Below are 16,463 nucleotides of genomic sequence, written 5' to 3' on the forward strand. Positions count from 1 at the left end.
GTTGCTTATGCGGCGCTACTTTAGGGAAAGCTTGCTCTGTGATCGAGATTCAGCAATTCACGGCCCCCAAGTCTAATATGCCCTTTTGTGGGATACCAGCACGGCATCGGCGCGTTCCCCACCTCGTGGGACATACCCCGGCTTTTTTCGTTGGCTGTGAGGCGTGATGACACGCTTGGTCTCAATTTGAATTTGCCGGGCTTGATCGGCGAGATCGCGGTGCATCGCAATGGCATGCGCGGAAAATGCGGGGGTGATGTTCGGCACATGGCAATTTCCAATTCCAGGCAACAGTCTGTGCCCGACACCGGCGCGCGCGAGCGGATCGCGATTTTTTCGGCGCTGGCGCTGGTGTTATTGCTCGCATCTCTCGATCAGACCATCGTTTCGACGGCGCTGCCGACGATCGTGCGTGAGATCGGCGGGCTGTCGCATCTGTCGTGGATCGTCACGGCCTATCTGCTGGCGACGACCATCGTCGTCCCGCTCTACGGCAAGCTCGGCGACCTGTTCGGACGGCGGATCGTGCTGCAGGTCGCGATCTTGATCTTCCTCGTCGGTTCGGCGTTGTGCGGTGTGGCGCAGAACCTGCCGGAGCTGATCGCATTCCGCATCGTGCAGGGCCTCGGCGGCGGTGGATTGATCGTGACGGCGATGGCGGTCATCGGCGACGTCGTGCCGCCGCGCGAGCGTGGGCGCTATCAAGGATTTTTCGGCGGTGTGTTCGGGTTGTCGACTGTGCTCGGTCCACTGATTGGCGGGTTCATCGTCGGCAACGCGTCGTGGCGCTGGATCTTTCTGATCAACTTGCCATTCGGCGTCCTGGCGCTCGCCGTGATCAATAGGACCTTCCGGCCGCATCGGAAGCCGTCGCAGATCCAGATCGATTATCCCGGCGCCATGCTGCTGGCCTTGACGTTGACGTCGATCGTTATCGTCACGAGCCTCGGGGCGACGCTGGCATCGGAAGCGCCGGTCAGTCTCGTGGCGTTTTCGCTTCTCGGTGTCGTGTCGCTGGCGTCATTCATTTACATCGAGACGCGGGTTGCGGACCCGCTGTTGCCGTTGACGCTGTTCGCCAATCGCGCTTTCGTTGTCGCCGCGGCGATCGGGTTTATTGTCGGACTGGCGCTGTTTGGTTCGATTACGCTGCTGCCGCTCTACCTGCAGATCGTCAAAGGGCTCGATCCGACGAGCGCGGGCTTGCATCTGACGCCGATGATGCTTGGCGTGTTCGTCAGCTCGATCACGAGCGGTCAGATCATCAGCCGGATCGGCCGCTACAAGATGTTTCCGATCATGGGAACCGGCGTGATGACGGTAGCGCTGGTGCTGCTATCGTCCATTACGGTCGATACCTCAGCGTCGACGGCGTCAGTCTACATGGTGCTGCTCGGCCTCGGGCTCGGCATGGTCATGCAGATCCTGGTGATGGCGGTGCAGAATGCGGTCGCCTATGAGCAGCTCGGCGTCGCGACGTCGGGCACGACATTGTTCCGGTCGATTGGCGGCTCGGTCGGTGCGGCGCTGTTTGGAGCGATCTTCGGCTTTGCGTTGAACCGGGAAATTGCAGCCCACGCGCCGCAGCTTGCCGATACGATGAGCGATCCGACTGCAATCGGTACGCTCTCCGCCGAATTGAAGGCGACATACAACGAATTGTTCGTCGCGGCGCTGCATCCGGTTTTTCGGACGGCCGCTGCAACGGCGTTCGTTGCGTTTCTGCTGTCGTTCCTGATCAAGGAAGTGCCGCTCAGGGCGACGCTCGCAGTGGAGCCGCAGAACGATCCGCTGCAAATGCCGCGCGATGCGACGTCGCTTGAAGAGCTGGCGCGGATCGTCGAGCGCATTACGGCGAAAGAAAACCGTTGGCGCTACTATGAGCAGGCAGCGAAGCGGTTCGATGTCGCGCTGCAGCCGGATGAATTCTGGCTTCTGGCGCGGCTTGGCGAAATCGGCGGCCGGGCAGACAAGGCCGAGCTTCGCCAGCGGCTCGGGCCGAAGGAAACGCGGCAGCCGCGGGTTTTTCACCGTCTCGAAGATGCCGGCATGGCGCGCGAGGCGCCGGGCGGCTTTGTGGAGTTGACGGAGAAAGGTCAGCAGCTTTACGCGCGGCTGCTGCGTCAGCGGCAGGATAATTTGGAGAAGATGCTCGCGGACTGGGATAGCAACGAGCGTCCGGAAGTGCGCGCTTTGATGAAAGAGCTGGCGACGTCATTCGCCAGCTCTCCGCCTGTGAAGCCGGGCGTTATGCCTTCGGCTTAGAGAGTGCGCTGAGCTCGGCGAATTCCGCGTCGCTCAGTTTGATGTTGGCGCCGATCATGTTTTCCTCAAGGTGCTTGACCTTCGAGGTGCCGGGGATCGGAAGCATGACAGGGCTGCGCTTCAGCAGCCACGCGAGTGCGATCTGGCTCGGACCGGCGTCGTGATTTTTCGCGATTGCTTCGAGGCGTGAGCCTGGCTTAGCAAGATCGCCGGCCGCAAGCGGAAACCAAGGGATGAAGCCGATGCCATGCTTTTCGCAAAAGTCCAGCACGTCTTCGCTGGCGCGGTCGGCGAGGTTATAGCGGTTCTGCACCGTCGCGACTTTGAAGAATTTCTGCGCCGCTTCGATCTCTTTCACGCCGACCTCACTCAAGCCGACATGCCAGATCAGACCTTCAGCCTGCATCGCTTTGATCGCATCGAATTGTTCGGCCTGCGGCACCTTCGGGTCGATGCGATGCAGTTGCCAGAGGTCGAGGCGTTCGACGCCCAACCGGCGAAGGCTGAGAACGGCCTGCTGGCGAAGGTATTCGGGGCGGCCAAGCGGGACCCAGACGTTGGGACCTGTGCGGGCGAGGCCAGCCTTGGTCGCGATCTTGATGCCCTTGTAGGGATAGAGCGCTTCGCGGATCAGGCGCTCGCTGACTTCGGGGCCGTAGCTGTCGGCGGTGTCGATGAAATCGATATCGAGTTCGGGCAGCTTGCGAAGCGTGCGCAGGCATTCGTCCTTGTCGGCGGGTTCACCCCAAATGCCATTGCCGGTGATGCGCATTGCGCCGAAGCCTAGGCGGTTGACCGGCATGTCGCCGCCGATCTTGAAGACTCCGGAGTGGTTTTTGACGATTGTGCTCGATGACATTGCTGCCTGCCTTTCGTTTCGAAGTGAGCGGTTCAGGTCGGAGGGTTGCGCCTGTTTCGGGGCGCATGAGAATTGGTTGGCAAGGGCATTCGACACAACGCATGAACAAAGCGTCGCGATAACCGGTCGAATTCTATCGAGCCAATGATCGCGGCGCCTGTTTACCTCAACGCGAGTCCCTCGGTGTTGGCAGCACCTCCGAGCACGCGGTCTGAACGCGGATGTCATTACCGATGAAGCGGCAAACTTCTTCCTTGCGCGATGGATTGTTTCGAATGGCGCTGGCCGAGGCTTTGAAACCGTATTCGCGGGCCACCTGAGCAAGGTAGCCGTCGCGGCAATAGGGCGTCGAGATCGGTTGGCCGTTCACGATCTGATAGTCTTCCCGACATTCGATGGCGCTAGCGCTTGTCGCGGCTGCGATCATGAATGAGCCTGTGAGAAAGACGAACTGTGCGGCATTGGACTTCAACATGGAAGTTTCTCCAATCGGCGCACGTGCATGCGGGCACGCAGCGGGTTTCCAGGGCGGAACGCTGGGCCGCCGGTCACGTTCCGCCCGTCATATGGGGAGCCGGTAGGGAAGGCTCAATACGGTCCGTGGGAAGCAATATTCGCAATTACGTTATTGAGTGCGCCGATGCGCCGCTGGTAGGCGGCGTCGAGGCAGCCAATGTCTTTGCCGCAAGCGTCTCGCGAGGCGAGCCAGTTGCGCTGGGCATCCTGGATGTCGCCACGCTGGCCCATGGCGACGAGCGATGTCGCGACCGAAAACAGCGTCGCCATGCGGGCTTCGCTTTGGCCGAGCGGATAAGAGCTGCAGATTGTTTTTTCTGCGGGGGAGCTGGCTTTGTGACAGTTGAGAGGGGCGTAGTCACCGGCCCAAGCCGCGCCTGAGGCGCTCGCGAGCGCTATCGCCGTCACCATCGTAAGTATGGCGCGTCTCGGCATCATTCTTTGCTCCGTTGGGAATTACTAGAACATCGACGAGAGCGACTGCTGCAAGGAATTGAAGCCCTTGCTGATCGTCGTTTCGACGTCCTCATATTTGGCAGGACGGCGCCGCGCTGTCTTGGTTTTTTTCGTCTTTACCGATGTTGCCCTGCGAGGCTCGGGCTGCGGCGTCATCTCAGACGGTTGCGGATCGACGGATTGCGCGGCCGGAAGCGGGCTGTCGCCTTCGAAATGGAGTGTGGACGGCGGAGCGGACGTATCATCGGTCGGCGATACATCGTTGCTAGCGGTCACTTCCGGCGCGGCAGCGCGAGGCGTGCTGGATGATGCTGGCTTATCTTCCGATGCGGCCATGGTTGTCGGCGTCAGCATTCCCGCCGGTGCCAAGGCGCGGCCGAGCAGAGAGGGTGCGGGCGTGGCGTGACGATCGTCCGCGGCGCCATTAGCTGCGCGCATCTTTGAGCCCTGCAGCACGGCGTTGGCCTCAGCAGCAGATGCCTGCAACGCCGAACCCAGAGTACCAGTTTCGATCGTGCGTTCGGGGCGGCAGATCGCAGCCGCGTTGGAGTCGATCAAAGCGGCGAGTGCTGCGTCCGGTGCGCCGACCGGCAGTTCGGCGTTCACGGTTTTGAGGAAGCCGCGCATGGCGTCTTTCGACGCATCGCTCCAGACGCCACTGATCGGGCCGTCATAGCATTCGGCATGGGCCAGGGCTTTCTGGAGTTTGCGAATGAGGGCGGCGCGATCGACGGCGGGAGCCGGAAGGCCGACCGGGCGCGGCAACGACATCGCGGCTTCGCGGATAAGGTTCGGCGATTGTGACGGCTGGGCGCGGACGAGAGGGCTGTCGGCGACGGCATCAGCGTCGGCCGGGGCCGAGACGCTATCAGGCGCGGTTGCGAGATAGAGGGCAAAGCCCACCCCCACCGTCATGGCGAGGAGGAAAAAGCCGCCGAGAGCCGTAAACAGGCTGGCCAGTATGGTCCGAACGCTACCCACTATTACGATACTCTGCTTACAGACGCTGACATATCGACGTGTCCGGCCCGACTATGACGATGAGGTCATCGGCTGGCGCGGTAGATGATAAAGCCGCAATCGAGCAGGACGCGCGCAGTTGCGGTGACTGGAATGGATTTTTTCTAGGGCTTGGAACGGCGGCCGCATAGTGCCGGAGCGCACTTTGTTGCGCAAAATGCTGGCGTTCAGCACGCCTACCGGGGTAGCGCTGCAAGCTTGCAACAGGGGGCTTGACGGCAGGGTGGGGTTGGAGGGCCTAATCGCGTCCGAATTTGACGTTCTCCTGTGGCCGACGCATATCGTCCGCTTGTCATTTTAAATTGCATATATCATGTATCTGCGCGTTGCCGCGGGCGGCTCGAACACGGAAGGGCGGCCCAGCAAAATTTGGATCGGAAGGGGAACGCAGTTTGGCAGATCGAAAGACAAGTCCGCGGATCGTCGTGACCGGTTTGGGCGTCGTCTCGCCTCTTGGAGCGACCGTCGAGACGACGTGGCAGCGTCTCATCGCCGGCCAATCCGGAATCCGGCGGCTCGACGATGCCATCGTTCCCGATGTCGATTGCAAGGTTGCGGGCGTCGTTCCTGACATCAGCGAAGATCCCACCGGTTTCGACGTCGCCAAGGCCGTGCCGGTGAAAGACCGGAGAAAGATGGATCGCTTCATTCAATTCGCCGTTGAAGCCTCGCGCCAGGCGTTGGCGCAGGCGGGGTGGGCGCCGGACAATGATACATCGCGCGAGCGGACGGCGACGGTGATCGGCTCGGGCATCGGCGGGTTTCTCACCATCACGGATGCGGTTCATACGGTCGATCAACGGGGCGCAAAAAAGCTTTCGCCGTTCACGGTTCCGGCGTTTCTCGTCAACCTCGCGGCTGGCAACGTTTCGATCATGTTCGGTTTCAAGGGGCCGCTGGGCGCGCCTGTCACGGCATGTGCTGCGGGAGTGCAGGCGATCGGCGACGGCATGCGCATGATCCGTAGCGGCGAAGCCGATATCGCGCTGTGCGGTGGCGCGGAAGCATGCATCAATCGTGTGGCGCTCGGCGCGTTTGCAGCGGCGCGGGCGTTATCGACCGGCTTCAACGATACGCCTGAGAAAGCCTCGCGGCCGTTCGATGCGGCGCGCGACGGTTTCGTCATGGGCGAAGGCGCAGGTATGCTCGTGATCGAGACGGAAGAGCACGCACTGGCGCGCGGGGCCAAGCCGCTCGTGGAACTGGTGGGTTATGGGACAAGCGCCGATGCCTATCATTTGACGTCCGGACCGCCGGACGGAAACGGCGCACTGCGCGCCATGCGGGCGGCACTGGCGATGGCGGGTATCGCGCCGGGCGACATCGGGTATCTCAATGCGCATGCGACGTCGACGCAGGTGGGAGACGGCGGGGAGCTCGCAGCTATGCGTGCGCTTTTTGGAAATGGTCCCGGCGCAGCGATTTCATCAACGAAGTCAGCCACGGGGCACTTACTCGGGGCAGCGGGCGGACTTGAAGCGGTCTTCTCGGTTCTGGCCCTACGTGACGGCGTCTTGCCGCCGACGCTCAACCTTGCCGACCCGGATCCGGAAGCGCAAGGTCTCGACCTGATCGGACCGGAAGCGCGCAAGAGCGAGGTTGAATACGTGCTCTCGAACGGCTTCGGGTTCGGCGGCGTCAACGCTTCGGTGATCTTCCGGCGCTGGGCGACGTGACGTCATCCGGCGTCTTAACGGCCGGCGATCTGGTCGGCCATGGCCGCGATCGTACGGTCGTAGACGTCGGCTTTGTTCCACTCGGCGATGACGCCATAGTTCGGCGATCCGGGTTGCCAGCCTGCGCCGCGCTGCCAGCCGTGCCCGGCGAGGAAGTTCGCGGTCGAGGCCAGAACGTCCGGCACGCTGTGGATCAGATCCTTGCGGCCGTCGCCGTCGAAATCGACGGCATAGCGGATGTAGGGCGTGGGCAGGAATTGCGTCTGGCCGATTTCGCCCGCCCAGCCGCCGCGCAATTGCGATGGTGTCAGGTCACCTTCTTCAACGATCCGCAGGGCGTCGAGCAACTGGCCGGTGAAGAATTCGGTGCGGCGGCAATCATAGGCAAGCGTTGCGAGCGAACGGATGATCGAATAGCGGGCGCCAAGGTTGGCACCGTAGTTCGTTTCCAGTCCCCAGATCGCAACGATAACGGGCGCAGGCACGCCGAACCGTTTTTCGATGCGGTCGAAGAGGGCGCGATGGCGCTGCATCAGCGCGCGGCCGTGCCGGATCATCGCGTTGCTGACGCGGCGGGCGTAGAATTGTTTGAAGCTCAGTTTGAAAGAGTGCTGCGAGTGGTCCAGGTGGATTACGGTCGGATCGTACGTCACGCCCGATAACGCCGACACCACTGTGCTGGATTTAATGCCCTGCGCTGCGGCTTGCTGGCGGAATTTTTGTAGCCACGCGTTGAAACCACCGGGGCCGTTGCCGCACTGGGCGAGTGCCTGTCCCGCGGTTCCAGACAGCACGAGGCAGGCGAGGGCCGCGGCCCGGAGTTTGGACAGCGGCGATGCGACGGGGGCGGATGACATGCGGTTCTTCCGGAATTGTCGAGTGCAAATAAGATCTTATTGAGAATGTCGGCCGTCGGCCATCTCCCTTACTGTCATAGATCGCGCGCATCGCCAAATGCTTATCTCGGCGCACTGACGTTGGGCGGACAATGCCGACGGGTTGTTCCGCAAGGAACAGCCGGGGGCGGCACATCATGCGAACCATCGCGCTTTATCGCGATCGCGGATGATGTGTGATGACGGTAGATCTTTTTTCACTCGCCGACCTGGGTGCCCTTATGATCGGACTGGTCGTCGTCGGGGCGCTCATCTTCGGCGTTTCTACGAGTGCTGAGGACCCTTCAAGATTTTCCGGGTTCTTGCGCCATAAGCGCGTCAAAACGGACGCGCCGCGGCGAAGGAAAAAATAACGTCCTCATGGGACGCGGAGCGCGTTCGGACGACCGCGCTGAGGTGATTGCGAAGGGGCGCCCGCTTGCCGCCGCCTTCGCCTGTCGATGTCGAAATCTTAGAGTTTGCAGAATGTCGCTTGGGCATGGCAGGTCCACGCCAAGCCGTCTTGCGAGCAATGGTATTTGCGCGGGCTGAACGTGTAACCCGGTGTTCCGGCACCCGTCATCCAAACTGCCCAGACTCCCCAGTCTGTCGCCTGAAGAAGGGCTTCATCAGCCTGGAACTTGGCCGTGTCTTCGGTGAGCGCCTCGCCCATCGAATATTTTTTAAAGCATGAGTGCGAATGAGCGCTGGCCGGAGCGGCGGAGAACGTCGCAGCGGCGAGAGCGGCAAATGTCAAAACAGTGATCTTGCGCATCGTCTTCACTCCTGGATGTGAATAGCAAGCGGAGAAGGTGCCACAGGGCAAGAAACGGTGTTCATGACAAATAATGAACAGCCGTCGATTTCGGTGGAATCGCGGCTCATTTGCATCACTTGCGGTCATTTGGATTTTTTCGCGCCGGTCGGTGGACTCGCCAGAAACCTCCAGGCGTCACCGCGCTGGTGCTCATCATCTAAAGCGTATTGCGAAACGGGGATTGGGATACTTTATCTCGCTTCGCACTCGTGAAGGATGGGTGTCGTAGGTCTTTAACGCTCGCGGCCCATTGGGGGTATTCCAATGCGCGACCATGCGTAGCTTACAATTAAAGAGGCTCAGCACGATGTTTCGGAAAACCACGATTTTTTGCGCGGCCCTTGTCGCATGCATCTCGATGCCGATTGTGCTCTCGGCAGAGGAGGCAACCTGCCCCAAGCCGACGACGGACCCGCTCGTCAAATTATTGTCGCCGCCACCCTGTGATAGCTGCGCACAGACGAAAGTGGAACTCGAAGAACTGCAGACATTGCAGCAAAATCGAACGGAGGCGCAGGCAGACCATGCACACGCCGATTATAAAATTTCGCTCGCGCGTTTTATCGAGGGCGCCGATATCAAGTTCGATGGTGCGGCAATTGAGGCGTGCCATCCGATCTTTGATCGGCTGATGGAGCGGACGAAATCGGCGGCTGAGCATGCCAAGAATTCATTCTGCCGGACGCGGCCGTTCAATCTTCCAAACAACGATCTGAAGCCGCTAGAGGCCGGCAACAAGTATAGCCCATCCTATCCGTCGGGGCACACGACGGCCGGTACGGCGCTCGGCGCAGTCCTCGCATATATGGTGCCGGAGAAGCGTGCCGTCTTTCTGGCGCGGGCTGCGGATTACGGTCACAGCCGGATGATTGCAGGCGTGCATTATCGCAGCGACGTCGAAGCTGGAAAGCTGCTCGGCATGGCCGTGGCGGAAGAAGAGTTTTCCGACGATGCGCAGTTCCGGACCATGTTGCCCGAAGCGACGAAATGCGTTCGCGGCGCACTAGGCCTTGCAGCCGAGGTGCCCGCCGCTCCGGCACAAGCGTCCGTCGAAACGCCCGCTGCGAAACCGTAAAACACGCGCGCTTATCGTCTCGCTGATTTTGTATCGTCTCGATGCGCCTGCTGGCTCAGCGGGCGGCTTTTTTTGTCTGAAGCCCCACGCCTGCGCTTGTGGCTTCACAACAACATGCAGTCGCAGATGCGGAGGGCGCGACGGCGCGCGCGCTTGCATGTTTGGTCTCGCGCTTTTCTATATCGTATATTATAACATATAATACGAAAGATCTGGTATGGCTATTTCGAGAGTGCGCGGGCTTATGCTCGCTCTGTGTTTGGGTGTGAGCGTCATCCATGCTTCGAGCGCATCGGCGCAGACGACGGGGGGAACGGCGTCGCCTGCGCCGGGCACGACGGACAATGCGACGGAAGCGCAGCTTCCTGCCGTCGTCGTGGCTGAGCCGCACGCCAAGGCGGCGACTAAAAAAGTCAAGACGGCTCGGCGCGCCAAAACAACGCCATCGCATGCAAACTCGCAACCATCGGCACCGAGCCAAGAGCCGTCCGTTGCCGGAGCGCAAAGCACTGAGAATCCGCTCGCGTTTCAGAACAATGCCTTCAACGCGGCGCGCAACGAGATCTTCACGCAGATCGGAACGAACCAGTATTCGTTCGGTGAGGATGCGCTTCGCGCGTTGCCGCAAGGTACGGAAACGCCCGTGAGCAAGGCGCTTCTGCAGGCGCCAGGCGTCAGTCAGGACTCAGCGGCGAGCGGGCAGCTCCATGTGCGCAACGACCACGCCAATGTGCAATACCGGATCAACGGCATTCTGCTTCCCGATGGCGTTTCTGGTTTCAGCGATGTGCTGGAAACGAGCTTCATCAGCAATCTATCGCTGGTGACCGGTGCTTTGCCGGCGCAGTACGGATTGCATACGACGGGGCTGGTCGACATCACGACACGGTCGGGTGCGCAGGCGCCGGGCGGCACGATCGGTTTTTATGGCGGCAGCCGCGGCACCTTTACGCCCAGTCTCGAATATGGCGGCAGCACTGGAGCGGTCGATTACTTTTTCACCGGCCGCTATCTGATGAACGATGAGGGGATTGAAAACCCGACGTCGAGCCGGGACGCCATTCACGATCATACCGATCAAGAGAAGGGGTTCGGCTATGTTTCTGCGGTGCTCGATGACACGACGCGGCTGAGCTGGATATCCGGCGTGTCGGTGCAGAATTTTCAGATTCCGAATACACTTGGACTGCCGACGGATACGCCATTTGCAGGTAATGGCGGTCTTCCGAATTATTTCAACTCAGCGCTGCTCAACGAAAACCAGTTCGAGCAGAACTACTATGATGTGATCGCGCTGCAGAAGAAGATCGAGAACGGCGATTATCAAATCGCGTACTTCTCACGTTACAGCGATCTCCATTTCAAGCCGGACGATACGGGTGACTTGTTCTTCAACGGCATCGCGTCGGATGTCCAGCGGCGCAGTTTCCTCAACGGCGTGCAAGCCGACGGCTCTTATCGGCTGAATGCGTACAACACGTTGCGGGCCGGGTTCACCGTCAGCGCCGAGCAGACGAAAGCGATCAGCAATTCATCCGTGATCGCCGACGATGGCTCTGTCGAGAATGGGCTACTCGATGAGACGTCGAAACTTGGCTGGTTGATCGGTATCTATGCTCAAGACGAAATTCGTTTGACCGACAAATTGACGCTCAATGCCGGTCTGCGTTTCGACCAGATGTACGAATACGTGGATGCCAATCAGTGGAGCCCGCGGGTCAGTCTGGAATACCGTCCGTTTCAAGGAACGACACTGCATGCGGGATATGCCCGATATTTCACCCCACCCCCGCAAGTGGCGTCCGGGCCGACAAACATTGCGCTCTTCGATGGGACTGTCGCGGCAAGCAGTTGTCCGGCAGGCGGATGCGGGCTCGTGCAGCCTGAGCGGTCGCACTACTTCGACGCGGGCATTACGCAGACGATTTTTCCCGGGCTCGAAGTCGGCGTCGATGCCTACTACAAGCTAGCGCATGATCTTCTCGACGACGGGCAGTTCGGCGCTGCTCTCGTGCTCAATGCCTTCAACTACGAAAAGGCCGTCAATAAGGGCATCGAAATTACGACCAAATACAGTTGGGGTAATTTCAGCGCTTACGGCAACGTTGCAATCGGCCAGCAGAAGGGCAAGAACATCATCTCCAACCAGTTCCTGATCGATCCGGATGATCTGGCGTTCATTGCCGACCATTACATCTTCACCGACCATTCGCAGACGATTACGGCGTCGGCCGGGTTTTCATATCTTTGGGATGGGACGCGGCTCAGTATCGACATGATCTACGGCAGTGGGCTGCGTACCGATACGGAGGACGTTCCGAACGGTGCGAGCGTTCCGGCCTACACGCAAGTCAATCTCGGGATCTCGCACGAGTTCGCGAACTTGTTCGGGCGTCCGACGACAGTGCGCTTCGATGTCGTCAACCTGTTCGATGAGGTCTACACAATCCGCGATGGCGAAGGTATCGGCGTGTTCGCGCCGCAGTACGGTCCGCGGCGCGGATATTTCGTCGGCGTCTCGCAGAAGTTCTAGAACGAAAAAAGCTCGCCCCGTCGGGGCGAGCTTCTTATGCCGGCATGTCGATCCGCAGCTACGGATTGGTCGGCGGAGTTGTCGTGCTGTTGCTGTTGTTTGACGGTGCGGGCGCATTCGCTGCCGGACCGTTCTTGCTGCCTTCGTCACCCTTTACGCCGGTTGCATCCTGCGAGGGAAGCGTCGACTTGTCGATGTTGGTGTTGTCGCCGCCGACGCCCGTGTTGCCCGACGAGGCACCCGTCGAAGAGCTGCTGTTTCCAGGCTGCGCTGCCGGGCCGTTCTTGCTGCCGGCTGCGCCTTCAACGCCTGGAGCTGAGCTTTGCGGCGACATCGTCGCGTTGGAATTCTCTGCGGTCGATGAGGTAGCGGGCTGCGTCGCGGTCGTATCGGCGACTTTCTGGCTTTGGTTATAGAAGTACCAACCGCCAAAGACGATCGCAGCAAGGAAGACGATACCGACGATCAATGATCCCGTCGAATTGCCGACGTCGTCTTGACCTAAATTGCGTTCACGTCCGGATTGCGGATCTTCGTATGTCATGTTTTTTCCTCCGAATACCTGTCGAAAGAACGACTGGGCGGCCTATCTGGTTCCTGTTTGCGCTGCGGAATTGAGTACTGTTACGCCTGCAGACGTTTCGGTGTGAGCGGGCGGTTATTCTTGCTGGCTTTTTTCGAAATTTTGTTGGTTATCGTGCGTCATGCTCAACACCGGTCAATCGCGACATATGCCGATGATCAGCGTTTATTGCGCAGCGCGAAGAGTTCGTTATGGCAGATCATCCGTGGACATCAAAATTTCCGGGTCTCAACTCCCTTGAACCGGAGATCACGAATTTACTTCTTCGCACCAGCATGGTCGTGGATTTGCCGGCTGGGACGCGGATCTTCGGGCCGGGACAATCGCCGGAAAATTATCTGCTGCTGCTCGAAGGGACGGTTCGCGTGCAGCAGGTCTCTGAGAACGGTCGCGAGATTGTGCTCTATCGGGTCGCCGCCGGGCAAAGCTGTGCGCTGACCACGGCCTGCCTGATGGGATATGAGGACTATCAGGCTGAGGGCGTGGCTGAGACAGCGGTGACGGCCGTCGCCATTCCGAGAGCGACGTTTGACGAAGCCATTGCGCGCTCTGCCGCTTTCCGGAAGTTCGTGTTCACAGCTTTCAGCGTCAACGTCACGACGCTCTTCAAGCTCATCGAGGAGGTGGCGTTCTCACGGATCGACGAACGGCTGGCGCAACGCTTGCTGCAACTTGCGGACGCCGCTGGGCATATCGAAATCACGCATCAGCAACTCGCGGCCGAGCTTGGGTCGGCACGTGAGGTGATCGGGCGGCAATTGAACGAATTTCAGCGCCGCGGGTGGGTCACCACATCCAGAGGTAGCATTGACTTGGCCAATCCGGGGGCCCTGCGTCAGCTCGCCACTATGCGTTAGTATTTTGCTATGTGACTTGATCACATACGGAGAATTTTTTTATCATTAGACCAGTCTCTGGAATTTCATTTCGGAGGCTACTATGAGCCAAAATGTCGGGATGTTCGATCGGATGCTCCGGATTGTCGTCGGTCTGATCCTTTTGAGCCTTGTGTTCGTCGGACCGAAAACGCTTTGGGGCCTTGTAGGGCTGGTGCCGTTTTTGACCGGTCTCGCACGGTTCTGTCCGGCCTATCAGCTTGCCGGCGTCAGCACCTGCGGATGCTGCGCCAAGCCAGCCGGCAAGAACGAATAACAAAGCGCCGTGAGAGGCGTTCGAGGAGCACAGCGATGGATCAAATCCCCCACCCCGTCGATCTCTCGGTCAAGCCGGAGGTCACCGCCTTTTTCGACGAGGCGACCAACACGGTGAGCTATGTCGTCAAAGATCCTAAGTCGAATGCCTGCGCGATCTTCGACAGCGTCATGGATATCGACTACGCGGCGGGCCGCATCAGCTATCAGTCGGCCGATAAGATCATTCGCTTCGTGCAGGATCATAATCTGAAGGTCGAATGGCTGATCGAGACGCATGCGCATGCCGATCACCTGTCGGCAGCGCCGTACATTCAAGGCAAGGTTGGCGGTAAGCTCGGGATCGGCGCCAACATCAAGATCGTGCAGGAAGTGTTTGGTAAAATCTTCAATGACGGCACCGAGTTCCGGCGTGATGGTAGCCAGTTCGATCGCCTTTTCGAAGACGGTGATACCTATACGATCGGCGGAATGGCGGCGTTCGCGATGCTGACGCCGGGACATACGCCTGCGTGCATGACGCATGTCGTGGGCGACGCTGCATTCGTTGGCGACACGCTTTTCATGCCGGACGGCGGCACGGCACGCGCTGATTTTCCTGGTGGCGATGCGCGGGTGCTTTACCGCTCGATCAAACGCGTTCTGGCTCTGCCGCCGGAAGAGCGCCTGTTTATGTGTCATGACTACGGCCCCAATGGCCGCGACATCAAATGGGAAACGACGGTCGCGGAAGAGCGTGCGCACAATATTCATGTCCGCGATGGTGTCAGCGAGGACGAATTCGTCCAGATGCGAACGGCGCGCGATGAAACTCTGGCGCTGCCCAAGCTGATCATTCCGTCCATTCAGGTCAACATTCGCGGCGGCAATCTTCCCGATGCCGATGCCAACGGCAAACGGCAGCTCAAGGTGCCGATCAACGAACTCTAATCCGCCGCCTTTTTCGATTTTCGCCATAGGACCTCGTGATGACCCCTAAAAAGCTTACCGACGATCTCTCGGTTTCGCCTCAGATTTTGCCCGGAGATGTCGCCGAGCTGGCGGCCATGGGATTCAAGTCGATCATTGATAATCGGCCTGATGGCGAAGGGTCGGATCAGCCCTCATTTGCCGAAATCGAGCGGGCTGCGAAAGCAAGTGGACTGACGGCGCGATATGTGCCGGTCGAAAGCGGCAAGGTCAGCGATGCCGATGCCGTGGAGTTCGGCGCAGCCCTTGCGCATATGCCCAAACCCATTCTCGCTTACTGCCGGACCGGCACGCGCAGCACCACACTTTGGGCGCTCGCCGAGGCTGGTCGCATGCCGATGGCCGACATTCTGTCGAAGGCCAGTGCGGCAGGTTACGACATGTCGGGCGTTGCCAGTCGCATCGCGACTGGAGGCCGGATCGCGTCGAATGGCCCGGTTGAAAAATACGATATCGTCATTGTCGGCGGTGGCGCTGCAGGGGCTGCAGTTGCGGGAAGTTTATTCGCGCGTAAGGGCAATCTGAAAATCGCGATCATCGATCCGGCCGACGTTCACTATTATCAGCCGGGCTGGACGCTCGTTGGTGGCGGCGTGTTTACGCCACAGCAAACCGTGCGGATGATGGGTTCGGTGCTGCCGCGAAAGGCGACGTGGATCAAGGCCGCGGTTGCCGGCTTCGATCCAGACAACAACAACGTCGTGCTCGAAGGCTGCCGTTCCATTCGCTATGGCCATCTCATCGTTTGTCCGGGACTGAAGCTCAACTGGGGCGGTATCGAGGGATTGACCGAGACGCTCGGCAAGAATGGCGTAACGTCGAACTATCGCTACGACCTTGCTCCTTATACGTGGGAGCTGGTCAAAGGGCTGAAGGCGGGGCGGGCGATCTTCACGCAGCCGCCAATGCCGATCAAATGCGCCGGCGCGCCGCAGAAGGCGATGTATCTGTCGGCTGATCATTGGCTGCGGACGGGATGCCTCAACAAGATCAACATCGAATTCGATAACGCCGGTGCGGTGCTGTTCGGCGTGCCCGACTATGTGCCCGCCTTGATGAACTATATCGAGCGCTACCATGTACAGCTCAACTTCGGGCACAATCTGGTTTCGGTCGACGGCCCGGCGAAGCGCGCGCGTTTTGCCAAAGCGTTGCCGGACGGTACGAAAGAGATCGTCGAAAAGTCATTCGACATGATGCACGTTTGTCCGCCGCAGATTGCGCCGGACTTCATTCGTGCAAGCGTCCTGGCCGATGCCGCCGGATGGGTCGATGTCGATCAGTCGACGCTGCGCCACAAGAAATACAAGAACATCTTCGGTCTCGGCGACGTGACCAATACGCCGAATGCGAAAACCGCCGCTGCCGCACGCAAGCAGGCGCCCGTCGTTGCCGAAAATGTTCTTTACGACATGGGCTATCGGCAAAATCAGTTCGCCTACGATGGTTACGGCTCCTGTCCGCTGACGGTGGAGCGCGGAAAGATCGTGCTTGCCGAGTTCACTTATGGCGGCAAGCTCTCGCCGACGTTCCCGCTGGCGCTGCTCGATGGTCGCAAACCATCGCGTGCGGCTTGGCTTCTCAAGGAACGTATTCTCCCGCCGATCTACTGGCAGGCCATGCTGAAGGGACGCGAGTGGATGGCCAAGCCCAAAGTCATGGCTTAAC

At 59.8% G+C, this 16,463-nt stretch carries 15 protein-coding genes; 8 read left to right on the forward strand and 7 right to left on the reverse strand.

Translation table 11 applies throughout. The annotated features are described in order from the left end of the window. Positions 1–267 precede the first annotated feature (267 nt). A complete protein-coding gene (locus HYP802_RS0103300) occupies positions 268–2,265 on the forward strand; it encodes a DHA2 family efflux MFS transporter permease subunit (RefSeq protein ID WP_155831118.1) in 1,998 nt (665 codons plus the stop codon). Here HYP802_RS0103300 and HYP802_RS0103305 read toward each other — a convergent pair. The 4 genes from HYP802_RS0103305 to HYP802_RS0103320 form a co-directional block, all read right to left on the reverse strand. Further along, positions 2,249–3,124, reverse strand: coding sequence for an aldo/keto reductase (locus HYP802_RS0103305; RefSeq protein ID WP_013945722.1), 876 nt, complete (start codon positions 3,122–3,124; stop codon positions 2,249–2,251). The two genes, HYP802_RS0103300 and HYP802_RS0103305, sit on opposite strands and share 17 nt — an antisense overlap. Before the next feature lie 166 nt (positions 3,125–3,290). After that, positions 3,291–3,599, reverse strand: a complete 309-nt coding sequence (locus HYP802_RS0103310) for a hypothetical protein (protein ID WP_013945723.1) — start codon at positions 3,597–3,599, stop codon at positions 3,291–3,293. 113 nt (positions 3,600–3,712) lie between these two features. Further along, positions 3,713–4,078, reverse strand: a complete 366-nt coding sequence (locus HYP802_RS0103315) for a lysozyme inhibitor LprI family protein (protein ID WP_013945724.1) — start codon at positions 4,076–4,078, stop codon at positions 3,713–3,715. A gap of 21 nt (positions 4,079–4,099) precedes the next feature. After that, positions 4,100–5,077, reverse strand: coding sequence for a hypothetical protein (locus HYP802_RS0103320; RefSeq protein WP_013945725.1), 978 nt, complete (start codon positions 5,075–5,077; stop codon positions 4,100–4,102). Between the two features lie 431 nt (positions 5,078–5,508). Between HYP802_RS0103320 and fabF the strand changes: the two genes are divergently transcribed. After that, positions 5,509–6,792 carry a beta-ketoacyl-ACP synthase II gene (fabF, locus tag HYP802_RS0103330; RefSeq protein ID WP_013945727.1) on the forward strand — a complete coding sequence of 428 codons (1,284 nt, stop codon included), beginning with the start codon at positions 5,509–5,511 and terminating at the stop codon, positions 6,790–6,792. A gap of 14 nt (positions 6,793–6,806) precedes the next feature. Here fabF and HYP802_RS0103335 read toward each other — a convergent pair whose 3' ends face one another. Next, positions 6,807–7,649 (reverse strand): lytic murein transglycosylase, encoded by an 843-nt coding sequence (locus HYP802_RS0103335; protein ID WP_013945728.1) that lies wholly within the window; start codon positions 7,647–7,649, stop codon positions 6,807–6,809. A gap of 490 nt (positions 7,650–8,139) precedes the next feature. Further along, complete coding sequence (locus tag HYP802_RS0103345; RefSeq protein ID WP_013945730.1) at positions 8,140–8,442, reverse strand: hypothetical protein; 303 nt, start codon at positions 8,440–8,442, stop codon at positions 8,140–8,142. Between the two features lie 349 nt (positions 8,443–8,791). Here HYP802_RS0103345 and HYP802_RS0103350 point away from each other — a divergent pair, with 349 nt between their 5' ends. Next, positions 8,792–9,559 (forward strand): phosphatase PAP2 family protein, encoded by a 768-nt coding sequence (locus HYP802_RS0103350; RefSeq protein WP_013945732.1) that lies wholly within the window; start codon positions 8,792–8,794, stop codon positions 9,557–9,559. A 217-nt stretch (positions 9,560–9,776) separates the two neighbouring features. Further along, positions 9,777–12,092 (forward strand): TonB-dependent receptor, encoded by a 2,316-nt coding sequence (locus tag HYP802_RS0103355; RefSeq protein WP_013945733.1) that lies wholly within the window; start codon positions 9,777–9,779, stop codon positions 12,090–12,092. Between the two features lie 58 nt (positions 12,093–12,150). On the opposite strand, the gene HYP802_RS22745 is transcribed toward HYP802_RS0103355, so the two are convergent. Further along, entirely contained in the window at positions 12,151–12,636 is a 486-nt protein-coding gene (locus HYP802_RS22745; protein WP_024275126.1) for a hypothetical protein, read from the reverse strand. 230 nt (positions 12,637–12,866) lie between these two features. Between HYP802_RS22745 and HYP802_RS0103365 the strand changes: the two genes are divergently transcribed. From HYP802_RS0103365 to HYP802_RS0103380, 4 genes are all read left to right on the forward strand, one after another. After that, positions 12,867–13,532, forward strand: coding sequence for a Crp/Fnr family transcriptional regulator (locus HYP802_RS0103365; protein WP_013945735.1), 666 nt, complete (start codon positions 12,867–12,869; stop codon positions 13,530–13,532). 82 nt (positions 13,533–13,614) lie between these two features. Continuing rightward, the gene (locus tag HYP802_RS0103370) at positions 13,615–13,827 is read left to right on the forward strand and encodes a DUF2892 domain-containing protein (RefSeq protein WP_013945736.1); all 213 of its coding nucleotides are present in this window, start codon (positions 13,615–13,617) and stop codon (positions 13,825–13,827) included. A gap of 35 nt (positions 13,828–13,862) precedes the next feature. Further along, the gene (locus tag HYP802_RS0103375; RefSeq protein ID WP_013945737.1) at positions 13,863–14,756 is read left to right on the forward strand and encodes an MBL fold metallo-hydrolase; all 894 of its coding nucleotides are present in this window, start codon (positions 13,863–13,865) and stop codon (positions 14,754–14,756) included. A gap of 38 nt (positions 14,757–14,794) precedes the next feature. Continuing rightward, on the forward strand, positions 14,795–16,462 hold the full coding sequence (locus HYP802_RS0103380) for a bifunctional protein tyrosine phosphatase family protein/NAD(P)/FAD-dependent oxidoreductase (protein WP_013945738.1): 1,668 nt from the start codon (positions 14,795–14,797) through the stop codon (positions 16,460–16,462). Position 16,463 lies beyond the last annotated feature (1 nt).

Source organism: Hyphomicrobium sp. 802, assembly GCF_000526135.1.
Lineage (GTDB): Bacteria > Pseudomonadota > Alphaproteobacteria > Rhizobiales > Hyphomicrobiaceae > Hyphomicrobium_B.

What these genes read in the sequence shown, in the direction of transcription:
- HYP802_RS0103365 (WP_013945735.1), top strand. Translation starts at nt 12,867, where the DNA reads ATGGCAGATCATCCGTGGACATCAAAATTTCCGGGTCTCAACTCCCTT.
- HYP802_RS22745 (WP_024275126.1), bottom strand. Translation starts at nt 12,636, where the DNA reads ATGACATACGAAGATCCGCAATCCGGACGTGAACGCAATTTAGGTCAA.
- HYP802_RS0103335 (WP_013945728.1), bottom strand. Translation starts at nt 7,649, where the DNA reads ATGTCATCCGCCCCCGTCGCATCGCCGCTGTCCAAACTCCGGGCCGCG.
- HYP802_RS0103375 (WP_013945737.1), top strand. Translation starts at nt 13,863, where the DNA reads ATGGATCAAATCCCCCACCCCGTCGATCTCTCGGTCAAGCCGGAGGTC.
- HYP802_RS0103310 (WP_013945723.1), bottom strand. Translation starts at nt 3,599, where the DNA reads ATGTTGAAGTCCAATGCCGCACAGTTCGTCTTTCTCACAGGCTCATTC.
- HYP802_RS0103355 (WP_013945733.1), top strand. Translation starts at nt 9,777, where the DNA reads ATGGCTATTTCGAGAGTGCGCGGGCTTATGCTCGCTCTGTGTTTGGGT.
- HYP802_RS0103380 (WP_013945738.1), top strand. Translation starts at nt 14,795, where the DNA reads ATGACCCCTAAAAAGCTTACCGACGATCTCTCGGTTTCGCCTCAGATT.
- HYP802_RS0103370 (WP_013945736.1), top strand. Translation starts at nt 13,615, where the DNA reads ATGAGCCAAAATGTCGGGATGTTCGATCGGATGCTCCGGATTGTCGTC.
- HYP802_RS0103345 (WP_013945730.1), bottom strand. Translation starts at nt 8,442, where the DNA reads ATGCGCAAGATCACTGTTTTGACATTTGCCGCTCTCGCCGCTGCGACG.
- HYP802_RS0103350 (WP_013945732.1), top strand. Translation starts at nt 8,792, where the DNA reads ATGTTTCGGAAAACCACGATTTTTTGCGCGGCCCTTGTCGCATGCATC.
- HYP802_RS0103300 (WP_155831118.1), top strand. Translation starts at nt 268, where the DNA reads ATGGCAATTTCCAATTCCAGGCAACAGTCTGTGCCCGACACCGGCGCG.
- HYP802_RS0103305 (WP_013945722.1), bottom strand. Translation starts at nt 3,124, where the DNA reads ATGTCATCGAGCACAATCGTCAAAAACCACTCCGGAGTCTTCAAGATC.
- HYP802_RS0103315 (WP_013945724.1), bottom strand. Translation starts at nt 4,078, where the DNA reads ATGATGCCGAGACGCGCCATACTTACGATGGTGACGGCGATAGCGCTC.